The sequence below is a fragment of the Phenylobacterium sp. genome (genome assembly GCF_030693405.1).
GTDB lineage: Bacteria > Pseudomonadota > Alphaproteobacteria > Caulobacterales > Caulobacteraceae > Phenylobacterium.
The window spans coordinates 19,833-36,757 of the sequence record NZ_JAUYAW010000007.1 but is presented as its reverse complement, the minus strand read 5'-3'; the positions used below and the strand labels follow the sequence as shown (position 1 = coordinate 36,757).

15 protein-coding genes are annotated in these 16,925 nt (G+C 68.4%); 5 read left to right on the top strand and 10 right to left on the bottom strand.

Features of this window, described 5'->3' with window-relative positions; all coding sequences use genetic code 11:
• Positions 1 to 2 precede the first annotated feature (2 nt).
• Both Q8N19_RS00570 and Q8N19_RS00565 read left to right on the top strand, forming a co-directional pair.
• Positions 3 to 515 (top strand): tyrosine phosphatase family protein, encoded by a 513-nt coding sequence (locus Q8N19_RS00570; RefSeq protein WP_305587703.1) that lies wholly within the window; start codon positions 3 to 5, stop codon positions 513 to 515.
• On the top strand, positions 515 to 1,534 hold the full coding sequence (locus Q8N19_RS00565) for an NAD regulator (protein ID WP_305587702.1): 1,020 nt from the start codon (positions 515 to 517) through the stop codon (positions 1,532 to 1,534). The genes Q8N19_RS00570 and Q8N19_RS00565 overlap by 1 nt, the downstream gene beginning before the upstream one ends.
• Here Q8N19_RS00565 and Q8N19_RS00560 read toward each other — a convergent pair.
• The 3 genes from Q8N19_RS00560 to Q8N19_RS00550 all read right to left on the bottom strand — a co-directional run bounded on the left by Q8N19_RS00560 (position 1,470) and on the right by Q8N19_RS00550 (position 3,487).
• Positions 1,470 to 2,432: a sterol desaturase family protein gene (locus Q8N19_RS00560; protein WP_305587701.1), complete on the bottom strand. Its 963-nt coding sequence runs from the start codon at positions 2,430 to 2,432 to the stop codon at positions 1,470 to 1,472. The genes Q8N19_RS00565 and Q8N19_RS00560 overlap by 65 nt on opposite strands.
• Positions 2,432 to 2,785, bottom strand: a complete 354-nt coding sequence (locus Q8N19_RS00555) for a hypothetical protein (protein WP_305587700.1) — start codon at positions 2,783 to 2,785, stop codon at positions 2,432 to 2,434. Before Q8N19_RS00555 ends, Q8N19_RS00560 begins: the two co-directional genes overlap by 1 nt.
• Before the next feature lie 153 nt (positions 2,786 to 2,938).
• Entirely contained in the window at positions 2,939 to 3,487 is a 549-nt protein-coding gene (locus Q8N19_RS00550) for a porin family protein (RefSeq protein ID WP_305587699.1), read from the bottom strand.
• A gap of 206 nt (positions 3,488 to 3,693) precedes the next feature.
• Here Q8N19_RS00550 and Q8N19_RS00545 point away from each other — a divergent pair, with 206 nt between their 5' ends.
• Positions 3,694 to 4,815 (top strand): beta-ketoacyl-ACP synthase III, encoded by a 1,122-nt coding sequence (locus Q8N19_RS00545; protein ID WP_305587698.1) that lies wholly within the window; start codon positions 3,694 to 3,696, stop codon positions 4,813 to 4,815.
• A 64-nt stretch (positions 4,816 to 4,879) separates the two neighbouring features.
• On the opposite strand, the gene ppdK is transcribed toward Q8N19_RS00545, so the two are convergent.
• The 5 genes from ppdK to Q8N19_RS00520 form a co-directional block, all read right to left on the bottom strand.
• The gene (gene ppdK, locus Q8N19_RS00540; RefSeq protein ID WP_305587697.1) at positions 4,880 to 7,570 is read right to left on the bottom strand and encodes a pyruvate, phosphate dikinase; all 2,691 of its coding nucleotides are present in this window, start codon (positions 7,568 to 7,570) and stop codon (positions 4,880 to 4,882) included.
• Positions 7,571 to 7,578: 8 nt separating this feature from the next.
• Positions 7,579 to 9,579 (bottom strand): glycine--tRNA ligase subunit beta, encoded by a 2,001-nt coding sequence (gene glyS / locus Q8N19_RS00535; protein ID WP_305587696.1) that lies wholly within the window; start codon positions 9,577 to 9,579, stop codon positions 7,579 to 7,581.
• Positions 9,580 to 9,582: 3 nt separating this feature from the next.
• A complete protein-coding gene (locus Q8N19_RS00530) occupies positions 9,583 to 10,485 on the bottom strand; it encodes a glycine--tRNA ligase subunit alpha (RefSeq protein ID WP_305587695.1) in 903 nt (300 codons plus the stop codon).
• A gap of 78 nt (positions 10,486 to 10,563) precedes the next feature.
• Positions 10,564 to 11,097, bottom strand: a complete 534-nt coding sequence (locus Q8N19_RS00525) for a hypothetical protein (RefSeq protein WP_305313178.1) — start codon at positions 11,095 to 11,097, stop codon at positions 10,564 to 10,566.
• A gap of 57 nt (positions 11,098 to 11,154) precedes the next feature.
• A complete protein-coding gene (locus Q8N19_RS00520) occupies positions 11,155 to 11,979 on the bottom strand; it encodes a fasciclin domain-containing protein (RefSeq protein WP_305587694.1) in 825 nt (274 codons plus the stop codon).
• 377 nt (positions 11,980 to 12,356) lie between these two features.
• On the opposite strand from Q8N19_RS00520, the gene Q8N19_RS00515 reads away from it, so the two are divergent.
• Positions 12,357 to 12,695: a P-II family nitrogen regulator gene (locus Q8N19_RS00515; protein ID WP_293317793.1), complete on the top strand. Its 339-nt coding sequence runs from the start codon at positions 12,357 to 12,359 to the stop codon at positions 12,693 to 12,695.
• Positions 12,696 to 12,732: 37 nt separating this feature from the next.
• Positions 12,733 to 14,181 carry an ammonium transporter gene (locus tag Q8N19_RS00510; RefSeq protein WP_305587747.1) on the top strand — a complete coding sequence of 483 codons (1,449 nt, stop codon included), beginning with the start codon at positions 12,733 to 12,735 and terminating at the stop codon, positions 14,179 to 14,181.
• A 123-nt stretch (positions 14,182 to 14,304) separates the two neighbouring features.
• Here Q8N19_RS00510 and Q8N19_RS00505 read toward each other — a convergent pair whose 3' ends face one another.
• Positions 14,305 to 15,195: a 4-(cytidine 5'-diphospho)-2-C-methyl-D-erythritol kinase gene (locus tag Q8N19_RS00505; protein ID WP_305587693.1), complete on the bottom strand. Its 891-nt coding sequence runs from the start codon at positions 15,193 to 15,195 to the stop codon at positions 14,305 to 14,307.
• Between the two features lie 8 nt (positions 15,196 to 15,203).
• The gene (locus Q8N19_RS00500) at positions 15,204 to 16,916 is read right to left on the bottom strand and encodes a tetratricopeptide repeat protein (protein ID WP_305587692.1); all 1,713 of its coding nucleotides are present in this window, start codon (positions 16,914 to 16,916) and stop codon (positions 15,204 to 15,206) included.
• Between the last annotated feature and the right edge of the window lie 9 nt (positions 16,917 to 16,925).

Genomic DNA, 16,925 nt, shown 5'->3' with positions numbered 1-16,925 from the left:
ACATGACGATGATCGTCTGCGGCCTGGCCGATCTGCCTGGGGTGATATCGGCCCGGCGCCCTTCCCACGTGGTCACCCTTCTGGACCCCACGACCCTGATCCCCACACCGGCCGGCATTTCTCCGGAGCGGCACCTGCAACTGGGGGTCAATGACATCGCCCAGCCCATGGAGGGCATGACGGCCCCGCAGGAGGATCTGGTCACCCGCCTGCTGGATTTCGCCCACTCCTGGGACGAATCCGCGCCGATGGTGGTGCACTGCTGGGCCGGCGTCAGCCGCTCCACCGCCAGCGCCTTCACCCTGGCCTGCGCCCGCAGCCCGGAGGCTGACGAGGCGCAGATCGCCTGGACCCTGCGCAGCCTCGCCCCGCACGCCTATCCCAATCGGCGGATCGTCGCCCTGGCCGACGACATGCTGGGCCGCGGCGGACGCATGGTCGACGCCATCACCGCGATCGGGGGCAACAGCTATGTGAGCCTCGGCGCGCCCTTCGACTTCGCCGCCCGCCACTGATGGCCAAGGGCCCGACCCCAACGCCGGTCGTCATCGGCCTGTCGGCGGTGGTCGTGGCCGTGCGCGACGCCGAGGCCATGGTCCTTACGGTCCAGCCCCGAGGCGCCCAGGAGGCCGCCGCCGAACCCGCGGGCCTGCCCTTCGGCCCCTTCGACCCGGACGGCCACCGGACCTTTGAGCTGGCCCTGCGCGCCTTTGTGACGGCCCAGACCCGGTTCGACCTCGGCTATGTGGAGCAGCTCTATACCTTCGGTGACCGCGGCCGCGACGCGCCGCTGGCCGATATGGGCGCGGGCGCCGAAAGCGCCCCAGGCGCGCCACCCAGCAGGGTCATTTCCGTGGGCTATCTAGCCCTCACACCACAAGCCGTCGATACCGAGGCGCCCGACACCGCCTGGGCCCCATGGACGCGGTTCTTCCCGTGGGAGGACTGGCGGCAGGGGCGGCCCGCCGCCGCCGTCCTGATCGAGGACGCCCTGCGTCGCTGGGCCGACCGGGCGCCGCCGGCCCAGCGGGACCTGCGCATGGCCCGGGCCCGGCTAGCCTTCGCCCTGGACGGCGCGCCCTGGAACGAGGAGCGTGTCCTGGAGCGCTATGAGCTGCTCTATGGGGCCGGTCTTGCGCCCGAGGCGGCCCGTGACCGGGGCGAGGCCTCGGGGGAGCGCTCAGACGCGCTCAAGGCAGCCCTGGGGGCGCCGATGATCTCCGACCACCGCCGCATCCTGGCCACCGCGCTCAGCCGGTTGCGGGGGAAGATCAAGTATCGGCCGGTGGTGTTCGAGCTGATGCCCGAGGCCTTCACCCTGCTGGCCCTGCAGCGGGCGGTGGAGGCCATAGCCGGCGCGCCCCTGCACAAGCAGAACTTCCGCCGCGCCCTGGAGCGGGGCGGCCTGGTTGAGGGCCTTGGTCGAATCGACGCCGATACGGGCGGGCGGCCGGCCGAGCTCTTCCGCTTCAGGCGGGAGAGCCTGAACGCGCGTCCGGTGTCGGGGCTGTCGCTTCCGCTGCTGCGGGACTGACCTGCGCTGGCCCCTGCCCCGCGGCCCAGCGGGCGCGGATCTGCTGCGAGGTTTCCCGCGAGCCGTCCGGGCTCCAGCCCGGGGCGCCAAACACGTAGAGGGCCGCCTCCCGCAGGGACTTCGCCCGCAACAGGTCCCGCCCGATGGCCGCCCACTCATGGAAGGCGACGCGGATGGGATTGAAGGTCGCCAGGTTCTTGACCACCCCATAGCGGCAGGCCTCGGTCTCCAACTCGCTCTGGAAGGTGCCGAACATGCGGTCCCAGATAATCAGGATCCCCGCATAATTGCGGTCCAGATAGCGGGGATTGCGCGCGTGGTGGACCCGGTGATGGGACGGGGTGTTGAACACCGCCTCGAACCACCGCGGCATACGGCCGATCGCCTCGGTGTGGATCCAGAACTGATAGACGAGGCTGATCCCCTTCTGGATCGCCACCATGGCCGGTGGGAACCCGATCAGGGACAGGGGCAGCCACAGAAGCCACGTGCCGGCCACCCCGCCTGTCCAGGTCTGCCGCAAGGCGGTGGAGAGGTTGTAGTGCTGCGAGGTGTGGTGATTGACGTGGCTGGCCCACCAGAACCGTCGCTCGTGCGAGAGGCGATGGAACCAGTAGTAGGTCTTGTCCTCCAGCAGGAAGATCAGCACCCAGGCCCAGACGGCGATCATGGGGATGTCGAACAGCCGGTGCTGATAGACCCAGAGACTGGCGGCGAAAATAACCCCGGCCGTGGCGAGACCCGCCACCGAGCTGCCCAGGCCCATGGCCAGCGAGGTGAAGGTGTCCTTGGGCTCGTAGCGGGCTCGCGCCCAGCCCAGGCGACCGAGCAGCAACTCCAGCACGATGGCCAGGATGAAGAAGGGAACGGCCAGGCCGACCGGATCGATGTCGTCCATCAGGCGGCCAGGTCCTTGGGCGGCCAGTTGTCGAAGGCGAGGACGGCCCGGGGCGCCGCCACCTCGTCCAGGTGGATATCGAGCAGGCCGTTGCGGAACATGGCCGAAGAGGCCTGGCACCAGGAGAGCCGACGGGCTGCATAGCCGTCACCGACCTGGATCAGCACCAGGGCGCAGGCGCCTGAACGGGCCAGGGCGCCGCGGCCCTCCCGAGCGATCCACAACTGGTCGACCTGCCGGTCCGGAAAATCCTCAGCCAGCAGGTCGCGGGCGCGGACCTCGTCGAGACCCGGCGACGGACGGCCAATCCGCGCCCACGCCGCCAGACCCACAAGCACGGCGACCGCGGCCATTGAGCCCGTGAATTGTATCAGGAACGCCTTGTCCACAGCGCTTTCCTCCCCTTGAGGGCACGGTCCCCCGGCGAGGCGGCCTGGTCAAGCAAAACGGCGCGCCCCTCGCGGGACGCGCCGTCGCACCAGATCCATCAGATGGATCGCGGAAGCTTAGAACTTCCGGACGTAACCCACGGCCCAGACGTCAGCCGAACCGCCGTCGTCCTGGAACTCCTGGCGGGTGTAGTCCGCCCGGAAGCCGTTGTTGGCGTCGATGAAGTAGCGGCCGCCGACGCCATAGTTCCAGCTTTCGCCATCGGCCTTGCTGCTGATGCCCGCGGCGGAGGCTTCGACTTCGGTGGTGCCATAACCCACCCGCGCGAACAGGTCGGCATTGGGGTTGATGGGCAGGAAGCCGACACCGTAGATGGCCGCGCTGTGGTTGAGCTCCACCTTGATCGGCGAACCCCCGATGCTGACCGGCGGACGATAGGTGTCGTCCTTCACGCCAAAGGCGAGCTCGCCTTCAACGCCGAAATAGGGGGTGAGCTTGGCGCCCAGGCGGCCCTGGATGGCGCCCAGGTCGAAGTCGCCGGCGTCGGCATGGGCGTAACCCACCGAGCCGTAGATTTCCGGCGCCGACATGGACTGGGCCTGAACGGCGGCGGGGACAGCGGCCAGCACGGCGACAGCGGCGGCGGCGGTGATGAGAGACTTCATAATAGGTACTCCGACTTGAGGATCTGTGTCCTCGAACCGGGCCTCAATCGCCGCCAATCAGGGCGGCTTCTTGTCCGCGGGCAGACAATTGCAGGGCGGCCACAACCTGTGACAATTCCGCCACGACTCCCCTCCCCTGCAATTTTCCGGCGCTGTGCTATCTAAGGGCCGCAAGCCCGGAAGAGGCTGCCATCGGAGAAGCGAACTTGCGTCACGCCGTCATCGCCGCCACCGGCCTCTACACCCCGCCTCATACGCTTACCAATGCGGAGCTGGTGGCCACGTTCAACGCCTACGTGGAGCGCTTCAACGCCCGCAACGCCGAGGCCATCGCCGCGGGCGAGGTCGAGGCCCTGACCCCCTCTTCGGAGCCCTTCATCGAGAAGGCGTCGGGCATCAAGTCGCGCTACGTGATCGATAAGTCCGGCCTGATCGATCCCGACGTCATGCGTCCAGTGATCCCCGAGCGGCCCAACGAAGAAATCTCAGTCCTGGCCGAGATCGCCGTGGCCGCGGCCCGCCAGGCCATCGAGGCTTGGGGCAAGCCGGTGAGCGAGATCGGCGCGGTGATCTGCGCGGCGTCGAACATGCAGCGGGCCTATCCGGCCATGGCCATCGAAGTGCAGCAGGCGCTGGGCATCGACGGCTTCGCCTTCGACATGAATGTCGCCTGCTCCTCGGCCACCTTCGGCATCAAGACCGCCGCCGATTATATCGCCACCGGTTCGGCCAAGGCGGTGCTGATGGTCAATCCGGAGATCACCTCGGGCCACCTGAACTTCTGCGACCGCGACAGCCACTTCATCTTCGGCGACGTGGCCACCGCCGTGATCGTCGAAGCCGCTGAAGACGCCGCGCCGGGCCAGGGCTGGGACATCATCGGCACGCGACTTAAGACGGTCTTCTCCAACAATATCCGCAACAATTTCGGCTTCCTGAACCGGGCCGCCCCGGAAGGGGCCAGCGCGAAGGACAAGCTCTTCGTTCAGGAGGGCCGCAAGGTGTTCCGCGAGGTGGTGCCCATGGTCTCGGAAATGATCGTCGATCACGCCGGCGACCTGGGCCTGGACCCCACGGCGCTGAAGCGCATGTGGCTGCATCAGGCCAATATCAACATGAACGACATGATCGGCCGCAAGGTGCTGGGCCGCGATCCTTCGCCGGAGGAGAACGTCATCATTCTGGACGAGTACGCCAACACCTCGTCGGCCGGTTCGATCATCGCCTTCCACAAGGCCAATGACGGGTTCGCCGCAGGCGAGATGGGCCTGATCTGCTCGTTCGGCGCGGGCTATTCGGCCGGCACGGTGTTCGTCCGCAAGCGCTAAGCCGCAAGGTCAGCCACAAACAAGAAGGGCCCCGCCGGGTGACTGGCGGGGCCCTTTTGTCTGTCTATCGATCCTTCTCGCGCTCGCCGATGGCCGACTGGGCCGCAGCCAGCCGGGCGATGGGCACCCGGTAGGGCGAGCAGCTCACATAGTCGAGGCCGACCCGCTCGCAGAAGTCGATGGAGGCCGGGTCGCCCCCATGCTCGCCGCAGATGCCGAGCTTGATCTCCGGCCGCTGGGCGCGGCCACGCTCGGTGGCGATGCGGATCAGGTCGCCGACGCCCTCCTGGTCGAGGCTGACGAAGGGGTCCTTTTCGAAGATGCCCTTGTCCATATAGGCGGCCAGGAAACGCCCAGAGTCATCGCGGCTGATGCCGAAGGTGGTCTGGGTCAGGTCGTTGGTGCCGAAGGAGAAGAACTCGGCGTTCTCCGCCAGGTCGGCGGCGCGGATCGCGGCGCGCGGCAGCTCGACCATGGTGCCCACCAGATAGGGGAAGTCGAGCTTGCGCTCAGCCAGCACCTGCTTGGCCACCCGGTCGGTGAGTTGGCGCAGGAACTTCATCTCCTCGCCCTTGGCCACCAGCGGATGCATGATCTCCGGACACGGCGGGGTCTTGCCGCTCTCGGCGATCTCGCAGGCGGCCTCGAAGATGGCCCGGACCTGCATCTCGTAGATCTCCGGGTATGAAACGCCCAGGCGGCAGCCGCGATGGCCGAGCATGGGGTTGGTCTCATGCAGCTCCTTCACCCGCCGCTCCAACACGGCCAGCTCAAGGCCCGCGCTGTTGGCCAGAGCCTTCAGGTCTTCCTCGGTGTGGGGCAGGAACTCGTGCAGGGGCGGGTCCAGCAGGCGGATGGTGACCGGCAGGCCCTCCATGATGGTGAAGAGCTCGACGAAGTCGGCCCGCTGCATGGGCAGGATCTTGGCCAGGGCCGTGCGGCGGCCCTTTTCGTCAGACGCCAGGATCATCTCGCGCACAGCGGCGATGCGGTCTTCCTCGAAGAACATGTGCTCGGTGCGGCACAGGCCGATGCCCTCGGCCCCGAACTGGCGGGCGGTGCGCGCGTCCAGCGGGGTTTCGGCGTTGGCCCGGACCTTCAGGCGGCGCAGGGCGTCAGCCCAGACCATCAGGGTGGCGAAGTCGCCGGTGAGCTCGGGCTCGATCATCTTCACCGCACCGGCCAGCACCTCGCCGGTGGAGCCGTCGACGGTGATGATCTCGCCGGCCTTGAAGGTCCGGCCGCGGACGCGGAATTCGCCGGCCTTGGCGTGGATCTGAACCTCCCCGGCGCCGGAGACGCAGGGGCGGCCCATGCCGCGGGCGACCACGGCGGCGTGGCTGGTCATGCCGCCACGGGCGGTCAGGATCGCCTTGGCCGCATGCATGCCGTGAATGTCTTCGGGGCTGGTCTCGTCGCGGACCAGGATCACCGACTCATGGATGGCGGCCAGACGCTCGGCCTCGTCAGCGTCGAAGACGATCTTGCCTGTCGCCGCACCGGGCGACGCCGGCAGGCCCTGGGCGATCACGTCGCGCTCGCTGGTGGGGTCGATGGTCGGATGCAGCAACTGGTCGAGGGAGGCCGGCTCGACCCGCATGATCGCCTCTTCCTGGGTGATCACGCCCTGGGCGGCCAGATCGACGGCGATCTTGAGGGCGGCCTTGGCGGTGCGCTTGCCGTTGCGCGTCTGCAGCATATAGAGCCGGCCCTGTTCGACCGTGAACTCAATGTCCTGCATGTCGCGATAGTGGCTCTCCAGCCGCTCGACGGCGGCCTTGAACTGTTCGAACACCGCCGGGAGGGCTTCCTCCATGGAGGGCTGCTTGTCCCCCATCTCCTCGCGGGCGATCTTGGTCAGGGCCTGGGGGGTGCGGATGCCGGCCACCACGTCCTCGCCCTGGGCGTTGATCAGGAACTCGCCATAGAGGCGGGCCTCGCCGGTGGAGGGGTTACGGGTGAAGGCCACGCCGGTGGCCGAGGTTTCGCCCATATTGCCGAAGACCATCGACTGGATGTTGACCGCCGTGCCCCAGCTCTCGGGGATGTCGTGCATGCGGCGATAGAACTTGGCCCGGTCGTTCATCCAGCTGGCGAACACCGCGCCGACTGCGCCCCACAGCTGTTCCTGTGGGTCCTGCGGGAACTCCGAACCGAGATCGGCGGCGACGGCCTTCTTGTAGTCGGCGACCACCTTCTCCCAGTCCTCGGCGCTGAGCGCCGTGTCGACGGTGACGTCGAGACGTTCCTTATGCTCGTCGAGAATCTCCTCGAACATGTGGTGATCCAGGTCGAGGACCACGTTCGAATACATCTGGATGAAGCGGCGATAGGAATCGAAGGCGAACCGGCGGTCCCCCGACAGCTTGGCCAGGCCCTCGACCGTCTGGTCGTTGAGACCCAGGTTCAGCACCGTGTCCATCATGCCGGGCATGGAGGCCCGGGCGCCCGAGCGGACGGAGACCAGCAGAGGGTTGGCGGCGTCGCCAAAGCGCTTGCCAGTCAGTTGCTCGACCCGGCCCAAGGCCTCGGTCACTTGCGCCTTCATGTCGTCGGGATAGCGCTGCTCATTGGCGTAATAGTGCGTGCAGCACTCAGTGGTGATGGTGAAGCCCGGCGGCACCGGCAGGCCCAGGGACGACATCTCGGCCAGGTTGGCGCCCTTGCCCCCCAGCAGGTTCTTCATCGAGGAGTCCCCGTCGGCCGCGCCGCCACCGAAGGCGTAGACCCAGCGCGTCTTGGTCAGGCTCGTCATCGTCCCACTCATCCCGTCACTTGGCTGAAATCCGCCACGCGCCCCATGGCGTCGCGGACCTGGCTCAGAAGCCGCAGGCGGTTGTCCCGTTCTGCGGGGTCTTCAGCATTCACCAGCACTTGCTCGAAAAAGGCGTCCACAGGACCGCGCAGACCCGACAGGGCCTGCATGGCGGCCACAAAGTCTTCAGCGGCCAGGGCCTGGGCCACCCGCGGCTCCACCCCGGCCAGGGCCGCCACCAGGGCGAGCTCGGCCTCGGGCGCGCCGCCCATGGCGACCGCAGGCCCCGAGGGCATGGCGCCCTTCTTTTCCTCGGCCTTGAGGATATTGGTCGCCCGCTTATAGCCGGCCAGCAGGTTGACCCCGTCCTCGGTGGTCAGGAAGCCGTCGAGGGCCTCGACCCTGGCCACGATCCGCACGAGGTCGTCGTCGCCGAGGGCGAAGACGGCGTCCACCAGATCATGCCGCCTGCCCTGGTCGCGCAGCAGGACCTTCAGGCGGTCCGCGAAGAAGGCCACCAGATCGTCGCCGGCCAGCTCGCGCAGGGGCAGTCGGATGCCGCCCTCAAGCACGATGCGGATCACGCCGAGCGCCGAGCGGCGCAGGGCGTAGGGGTCGCGCGAGCCCGTGGGCTTTTCATCGATGCCGAAGAAGCCGGTCAGGCTGTCGAGCTTGTCGGCCAGGGCGAGCGCCGCGCCCACGGGGCCGGCCGGCAGGGCGTCGCTTGGTCCCTGCGGCTTGTAGTGATCGCGAATGGCGGCGGCCACCTCGGCCGGCAGACCCTCGGCCTGGGCGTAGTAGCCACCCATCAGGCCCTGCAGCTCAGGAAACTCCCCGACCATGCCGGTGACCAGGTCCGCCTTGGCCAGGCGGGCGGCCTGGGCCGCGGCGTCTGGATCGGCGCCGACCCGGGGGGCCAGGCTGCGGGCGAGGTCGGTGATGCGGGCCACACGGTCGGACATGGCGCCCAACTTGGCGTGGAAGGTAACGCCCTTCAGCTTATCCAGCCGGTCTTCCAGCCGCAGCTTGCGGTCCTCGTCCCAGAAGAAGCGGGCGTCCGACAGGCGGGCCGACAGCACCTTGGCGTTGCCCGCGGCGATGGCCGCCCCGCCGTCCGCCGCCTGTATATTGGCCACCGTGATGAAGTGGGGCGCGAGCCCCCCGGTCGCCGGGTCACGCACGGCGAAATACTTCTGGTGCGTGCGCATGGAGGTGCGGATCACCTCGGGCGGCAGGTCCAGGAAGTCGGGGTCCATGTCGCCGAGGACCGGCGTCGGCCATTCGGCGAGGCCCGCGACCTCGTTCAGCAGGCCCTCGTCCTCCACCAGCTCCAGATTGCGGGCGAAGCAGAGGGTGCGGGCGGCGTCGAGGATGCGCGCCTTGCGCTCTTCCACGTCCAGCACAACGAAATGGGCGGCCAAGCCGTCGCGATAGGTGTCGAAGTCCTTCACGCGGAAGGGCTGGGCCTTGCCCATGAAGCGATGGCCCTCGGTGACGTCGCCGCTCACGATCCCATCGATGGAGACCGGCACGACCGTCCCGTCGAACAGGCAGACGATCCGCTTCAGCGGCCGGACCCAGCGCAGGGTCCCCCGCCCCCAGGTCATCGACTTGGGCCAGGGGAAGTTCCGCACAATGGCCTCGACCATCTCGGCGATGATCTCCGGCGTCGGCCGGCCCTTGCGTTCAATCTTCGCAAACCAGACCCCGTCCTGATCGACCAGTTGGTCCATCGTCAGGCCGGTGGAGCGCAGAAAGCCTTCCATGGCCTTTTCCGGCGAGCCGACCCGGGGGCCTTTGCGCTCTTCGGTCCGGTCGGCCTGGGCCTCGGGCAGGCCCTCGATCACCAGGGTCAGGCGACGGGGGCCGGCGAAGGCGGTCATGGCCTCGGGCAGGAAGCCCTGCTCGGCCAGGCGCTCACGGGCCATGCGCTCCAGGTCACGGGCGGCCTGAACCTGCATGCGCGCAGGAATCTCTTCGGAAAAGAGCTCAAGAAGCAGTTGGGGCATGACTTAGGCGTTGCCCCCTTCATTGGTCACCCAGGCCTCGGCGCACATCTTGGTCAGGTCGCGGATACGGCCGATATAGCTCTGGCGCTCGGCCACCGCGATGGCGCCGCGGGCGTCCATCAGATTGAACAGGTGGCTGGCCTTCAGCACGTGGTCATAGGCAGGCAGGACGATGGCCTGGCCCTGCGGCCCCTTCATCGCAAGCAGGCGCGGGACCTGAATCTCCATGTCCTCGAACTGGCGCTTGAGCGTGGCCACGTCATAGCCGTCGAAATTGGCCGTCGACTGCTGGCGCTCGTTCTCCAGGAACACCTCGCCATAGGTCATGGGCGCAGGCCCGTCCGGATCGTTGAAGGCCAGGTCGGTGAAATGGTCGACGCCCTGCAGATACATGGCCAACCGCTCCAGCCCGTAGGTGAGCTCGCCGGCCACCGGCCAGACGTCCACGCCCCCCACCTGCTGGAAGTAGGTGTACTGAGTCACTTCCATACCATCGCACCAGACCTCCCAGCCCAGGCCCCAGGCGCCCACGGTGGGGTTCTCCCAGTCGTCCTCGACGAAGCGGATGTCGTGCAGGCGGGTGTCGAGGCCGATGGCCTCGAGGCTGCCCAGATAGAGATCCTGCAGGTCGTCGGGGTTTGGCTTCAGGATCACCTGGTACTGGTAATAGTGCTGCAGCCGGTTGGGGTTCTCCCCATAGCGGCCGTCTGCAGGCCTGCGGGAGGGCTGCACATAGGCCGCCCGCCACGGCTTTGGACCGAGCGCGCGCAGCACCGTGGCCGGGTGAAGCGTGCCTGCTCCTACCTCGACGTCGTGCGGCTGCAGGATCACGCAACCCTGGCGGCTCCAATAGTCATGGAGTTTCAGGATCAGGCCCTGAAACGAGAGCGGTTTTTCTGAGGACATCTGGGCTGATTTGCAGGCGCAAAAAAAGTCGGCGGACCATAGGGCCCGCCGACCTGTGCATCAAGCGCGCGGCGAAGATCAGTTGCCGCTGGGTTCGGTCATCTTGCCGGCCCGGGACTGGGGCTCGCCATACTTGGCCCGGTTTTCCTCCGTGTCCGGGATCGGACCATTGGTCGTCACCTGGGCGCCGGTGGTGCTGGAGGCCATAGCCCCCATGGAGCCGGCCGACTGGGCCTGGGTGTTCATCTGGCCCTGACCGCTCGCGGTCATGCCGGTGTCCGCCGACATGCCGCCGCTGTTCATGGAGGCGCTGTTCTGCGTCGCGCCCCGCATGGCGCCCTGCGCATTGACCGCGTCATCCTCCATGGCGGTGGCGCCTGTGATCTGGCCCCCCGGCATGTTGGTGCGACCGGCGTCGGCGCCCGTGGGACGGGTCGAATCAACCGATGGCAGACCGGTGCTGGACCGGGTGTGATCGGCAGGGCCGCTGACGGCGCCTGCGGCCTGGCCGGACATGTCGCCGGTCATGCCGCCTGAGGCGGTCTGGGCGTGGGCGGCGGACGCCACGAGTAGGGCGGCCGCCGAGGTCGAAAGAACAAGCTTGAGGTTCATTGCTGGATTCCTTGGGTTTGGTCGTACCGCAGGTCCCCCCAGCGCCCTGCCATCGGCTTAGTTGCTCTCAGCGGCGGTGCGTTTACCGGCGTTGGAAAGCGGTGCGCCATAAGCGGCGCGATTTTCCGGAGTGTCCGGAATGGGTTGCATCTGAGTGGCCGAGACGCTGGCCGAGGTGTCGCTGGCAGCGCCCATCGGGGCCATTTCCGGCGACGGCTCCGACATCGCGCCGGAGACGCCCTGAGCCGGAGCTTCCATCATCGCCGAGGCGTCAGAGCCAGACGCGGCTGCAGCGCCGGCCGCCGGTATGGCGCCCGGCATGAGCACCTTGTCGACCACGTGGATCACGCCGTTGTCGGCGTTGATGTCGGCCTGGGTGATCCGGGCTTCACCAATCATCCAGGTCTCTTCGACGCCATCAACCTGGATGGCCTCTCCAGCCACGGTGGGGACCGGGCCCCGGGAGTTCTCGATCTTCGCGCCATCGAGGCGGGCGTTGACCACGTGGTAGGTGAGCAGCTTCTGCAATTCGGCGCGGTTCTCCTCAGCCATCAGGCGGTCCAGCTCACCGGCCGGCAGTGCCGAGAAGGCGGCGTCCGTGGGGGCGAACACGGTGAGGTTCGGGGTGGTCTTCAGAAGCTGAACCAGGTTGGTCGCCTCGAGCGCCTTGATAAGGGTCGTGAACTGGCCTGACGCCTGGACCGTCTCGACGATGTCCCCAGCCGGCGACACCTGACCGCCTGCGCGCGCCTCGGCGCCCGCCTGAGCGGCGGGCATCCCGGCCGACGGCGTAGAGGGCGCGGGATCGACGGTCTGTGCGTGGGCGGCGCCGGACACGAGGGCGGCGATGGCGGTGGCGGACATAAGGCGGGTCAGACGCATGATCATCCTCTCGACTGTGGGTCGCGGCCCGGAAGCGTGGGTCACGGTCGGGAGAACTACGCGGGGGCGCGGCATCGGTTGCCGACGTTCACGGGCTCGTGATCGTCATCGCCCCCTGCCCGGCGTGGGCACAGGTCAGTCCCCACCGCGGCGCGGAATGCCCAGCAACCGCGCAGACGCTTCCTCTCGGCGCCTGCATTCTAGGCGCCGGGAGGCTTTCCTTAACCGCGGGTCTCCGGAGCCGCCCGCCCTCCCCTCCCCGCCGATAGCGTCACAGTCGCCGTCGACCGACACCGTCGGAATGGGGCCATGGGGCTTGGTGACGGCTCGAACCAAAAAGGGGACGCGCGGCGTAAAGCCCGTGCGGTAGCGAGCGGATGAAACTGATCATTGCGATCGTCAAACCCTTCAAGCTGGACGACGTGCGCGAAGCGCTCGTTTCGGCCGGTGTTGAAGGCCTGACGGTCTCCGAAGTCAAAGGCTACGGCCGGCAGAAGGGACAGACCGAAATCTACCGGGGGGCGGAGTACCAGGTGAACTTCGTGCCCAAGGTCAAGCTGGAGGCCGTCGTCGATGACGCGGCCGCCGCCAAGGCCGTCGAGGCCATCAAGGCCGCAGCGGCCACCGGCAAGATCGGCGACGGGAAGATCTTCGTCGTCAACGTCGAGGACGCGGTGCGTATCCGCACCGGTGAGACCGGGGCCGCCGCCCTTTAAGGGCGCAACTGAACGGGACAAGGGGATAGCCACAATGATGTCGTTGAAATTCAAGGGGCTGGCGGGCCTGATGCTCGCCGCCGCAATTGTCGGGGCGCCCGTCGCCTCGGCCTGGGCGCAAGAAGCGCCGCCGCCGGCCGAGGCCGCCGTGGAGGCCCCGGTCGAAGAGGCCGCGCCCGTCGTCGACACCGCCTCCGCCGAGGCGCCTCCGGTTGAGGAGGCTGCGGAAGAAGCTGCGCCGAGCACGCTCTACGCCCACCAGGTGCCCCTGGAGCTGAACGAAGCTTCCACCGGCTGGATCCTGGTCTCCACCTGTCTGGTTCTGCTGATGACCATTCCTGGTCTCGCCCTCTTCTATGGCGGCATGGTTCGGCACAAGAACGTCATCAACACCGTGGCGACCAGCTTCGCCATCACCGCCCTGGTGACGGTGCTCTGGATGGCGGTCGGCTACAGCCTCGCCTTCGGCACCAACGCCGATGAAGGCCTCAACGCCTATATCGGCAGCTTCGACGCCGTGTTCCTCGGCGGCGTGACGGTTGAGACGGCCCACTCCCTGACCTCGGGCCTGCCGGAGTTCCTCTGGATCATGTTCCAGCTGACCTTCGCCATCATCACCCCGGCCCTGATCGCCGGCGCCTTCGCCGAGCGGATGAAGTTCTCGGCCATGCTGCTGTTCATGGGTCTGTGGTCGATCTTCGTCTACGCCCCGGTCTGTCATTGGGTCTGGGGCGGCGGCTTCCTCGGCGGCGCGGGCGTGCTCGACTTCGCCGGCGGCACCGTGGTGCACATCAACGCCGGCGTCGCCGGTCTGGTCTGCGCCATCGTCCTTGGCAAGCGCAAGGGCTACGGCGTCGACAACATGGCCCCCAACAACCTCGTCTACACCATGATCGGCGCGAGCCTTCTGTGGGTGGGCTGGTTCGGCTTCAACGCCGGCTCGGAATGGGCTGCTGACGGCCTTGCCGCCGCAGCCATGATGAACACCCAGGTCGCCGCCGCGGGCGCGGCCCTGACCTGGATGATCATCGAGTGGGTCGAGCGCAAGAAGCCCGGCATGCTGGGTCTGGCCTCGGGCGCCATCGCCGGCCTCGTGGCCGTCACCCCGGCCGCCGGCTTCGTCAACCCGCAGGGCGCGCTGATCATCGGCATCGTCGGCGGCGCGGCGGCCTATGTGGGCGCGGTGTGGCTGAAGAAGCTGCTGAAGTACGACGACAGCCTCGACGCCTTCGGCGTGCACGGGATCGCGGGCATCGCCGGCGCCCTGCTCACCGGCGCCCTGGCCGACCCGGCCATCAATGGGGCCGGCGAAGGCGCCAGCGTCATTACCCAGGGCTATGGCATCATCGCCACCATCGCCTGGTCGGCAGTCGTCACCTTCATCATCCTGATGATCTGCAAGTTCACGGTCGGACTGCGGGCGTCGGAGGAAGAGGAAGTCGAAGGTCTGGACCTCTCCCAACACGGAGAAGCCATCCACAGCTGATAGGGCCTTCTGGCCTGATCACGGAACGGGGGTCCTTCGGGGCCCCCGTTCTCGTTTGGGGCGAGACATGGACAGCCGCGGCGCCCCGCAAGGCGCACAGCGTTCAGATCGATGGCAAGGGAGTCAGGCCGGATCGGGCCAGGGGCCGCCCAGGCGGCAGCGACGCACCCACCAGTCAGGCCGCAGGCGCTCCAGCCCTTCGGCCAGTTGTTCGGCCTCGATGTCGCTGGCGCACAGGGCGAAGCAGGTGGCTCCAGAGCCCGACATCTGGGCGACCAGGGTCTCAGGCTCGCCACGCAGGGCGTTCAGCACATCCCCGATCTCAGGTGCGATCTGGACGGCGGCGGCTTCAAGATCATTGCGCAGCAGGCTGACCCAGCCGGCGACCTCTTCCACCGTCTCAAAGGCTTCGGGCGTCGGCGGCGGGGTCACATCGCCGAACGCGCCCAGGGCGTCGAACCGGCCATAGACGGCGCCGGTCGGCGAGGCGACCCGAGGATTGACCAGAACTGCGGGCATCACCGGCAGGTCCGGCGCCGGGCTCAGGCGCTCTCCCCGCCCCTCAGCCAGGACGGGCGCGCCCCAGAGGCAGGCCGCGCCGTCCGCGCCCAGGCTTGCGGCGAGGTCTTGCAGACGCGCATCAGACATGTCCGGCGCCCAGGCCGCCCGCAAAAGGCGCAACGCCGCCCCCGCGTCGCTGGAGCCACCGCCCAGCCCGGCCGCCACCGGCAGCTGCTTGTCCAGGGCCAGCATGACGGGAGACCGCGGCGCCCGCACCGCCTGGAGCATGGCCAAGGCGGCCCTCTGGACAAGGTTGTCGCCATCGGCCGCGAGGTCCCGGGCGAAGGTCCCGGTCAGGGCGAAGTCCATGGCCTCAGCCGGCGCCAGGGAGACGCGGTCGCCCACATCGGCGAACACCATCAGGGAGCATAGGGGATGGTAGCCCTCCGCCCCGGGCGGCCCGACGTGCAAGAACAGATTCACCTTGGCGGGGGCGAAGGCCTGACCGAACATCGGATCGCCTAGCGAGCGATGGTGCTAGGCGCAGGCTCGGCCGCGGCCTGGGCGGCCGCCCCGGCGGCCCCAGGCCCGACGCCCGAGGCCAGCTTGGCCTCAGCATCCGCCCGGATCTTTGCATCAGGCTCAAGGGTCAGCACCCTACGCCACTGGAACACCGCCTCGTCCCGGCGGCCCACCTGCCAGTAGGCGTCGCCCAGGTGATTGTTGATCTCCGGATCGCCAGCCTCCAGGCCGACCGCCTCCTCCAGGATCTCCACGGCCTTCTCGTACTGGCCGAGGCGATAGTAGCCCCAGCCCAGGCTGTCGATCATGGCGCCTGAGCGGGGATTGGCGTCCACGGCCGCCTGGACCATGGCCAGGGCCTCTTCCAGCCGCTCTCCCCGATCGATCCAGCCATAGGCGAGATAGTTCAGTATGTCGGGCTCGTCGGGATTGAGCGCCAGAGCCGCCTGCAGGTCGGCCTCGGCGCGGGGCCAGTCGCCCATGCGCTCATAGGCCGCGCCACGGGCGAACAGCAGCCGCCAGTCCGGTTCGGGGCTGGACTCCACCAGCTGGTTCAGCGGCGCGATGGCGGCCTCATAGCGCTCATTGCTGCGCAGCAGATCGGCGAGGGTCAGCAGCGCCGTGGGATCGCCCCCCTCCGCGGCCCGGGCGGCGGTGTCGAGGGCCGCGTCGATGTCACCGGCGCCCTGGAGGCTCCAGGCCAGCTTGCTCTGAGCGGCGGCGTAGTCGGGGTGGTCCTTCGGCACGCGACCATAGGCGGAACGGGCGGCCTCTACGTCGCCGGCGGCCCCCATCAGGTCACCGACCATCATCCAGGCGTCCATGCGCTCCGGATCCAGACGCAGGGCCAGGCGCACATAGGCCAGGGCGAACTGGCTCTGGCGGGCGGCCAGCATGGCCGCGGCCGGCGTCAGAATGGCCTGGGCCGCCCCCTGGCGCACGCTCGGCGCGGGCGGCGCGGCGCGGCGGGCCAGGGCCCGCTCCCGGGCCAGAGACAGCGCTACGTCCCGGCGATAGGTCGCCAACGCCCGGTCGTAAAGCGCCACCGCATCGGTGCGGCGACCGCGACGCTCCAGGAACTCGCCATAGGCCAGGACCAGCATGGGCGGGGCGTCAGGCCCCTCGGTCAGGGCCTTGAAGTCCGTCTCGGCCTCGTCATAGCGGCGCACCCGCTCATACTGGTGCGCCTGGCCGAGCATGCCGAAATACTCCACGAGCTTGTCGCCGGGCACGTCGGGACGCCGGGTGGCCAGATCCATGTCACCGGCCTGGGCGGCCGCCCAGGGGGTCAGCAGGGCTGCAGCCGTCCGGTGGGGGAAGCCGATCTCCTCGGAGGTCAGGAGCCTGTAGGCGGCGTCGCCTCGACCGGCGGCCAGGGCGTCCACGGCCAGGACCAGCCGGCCCAGGCGCTTGGCGCCTTCAGAAGCCTCATCGCCCACCGGCGCCATGGCAGCGGCTTTTTCGATCTCCCCGCTCAGCACCGCGGCGGTGAAGGCCCGCTCGGAGATAAGACCGGGGGTCTCGTCGCTGCGGGTGGCGCGCTCGAAGTAGTCGGCGGCCTGCCGGCTCTCGCCGTCATTGAGCGCCGCCTGCCCCGCCAGGAACAGGCCATAGGGCGAACGGGCCTCAGCCCCCCCGGCCGGAGCCGAGGGACTGGCGCAGGCCGCCAGGAACAGAACAGGGACCGTCACGGTCAGAGAACGAAGGCGCATCCCCGCAGG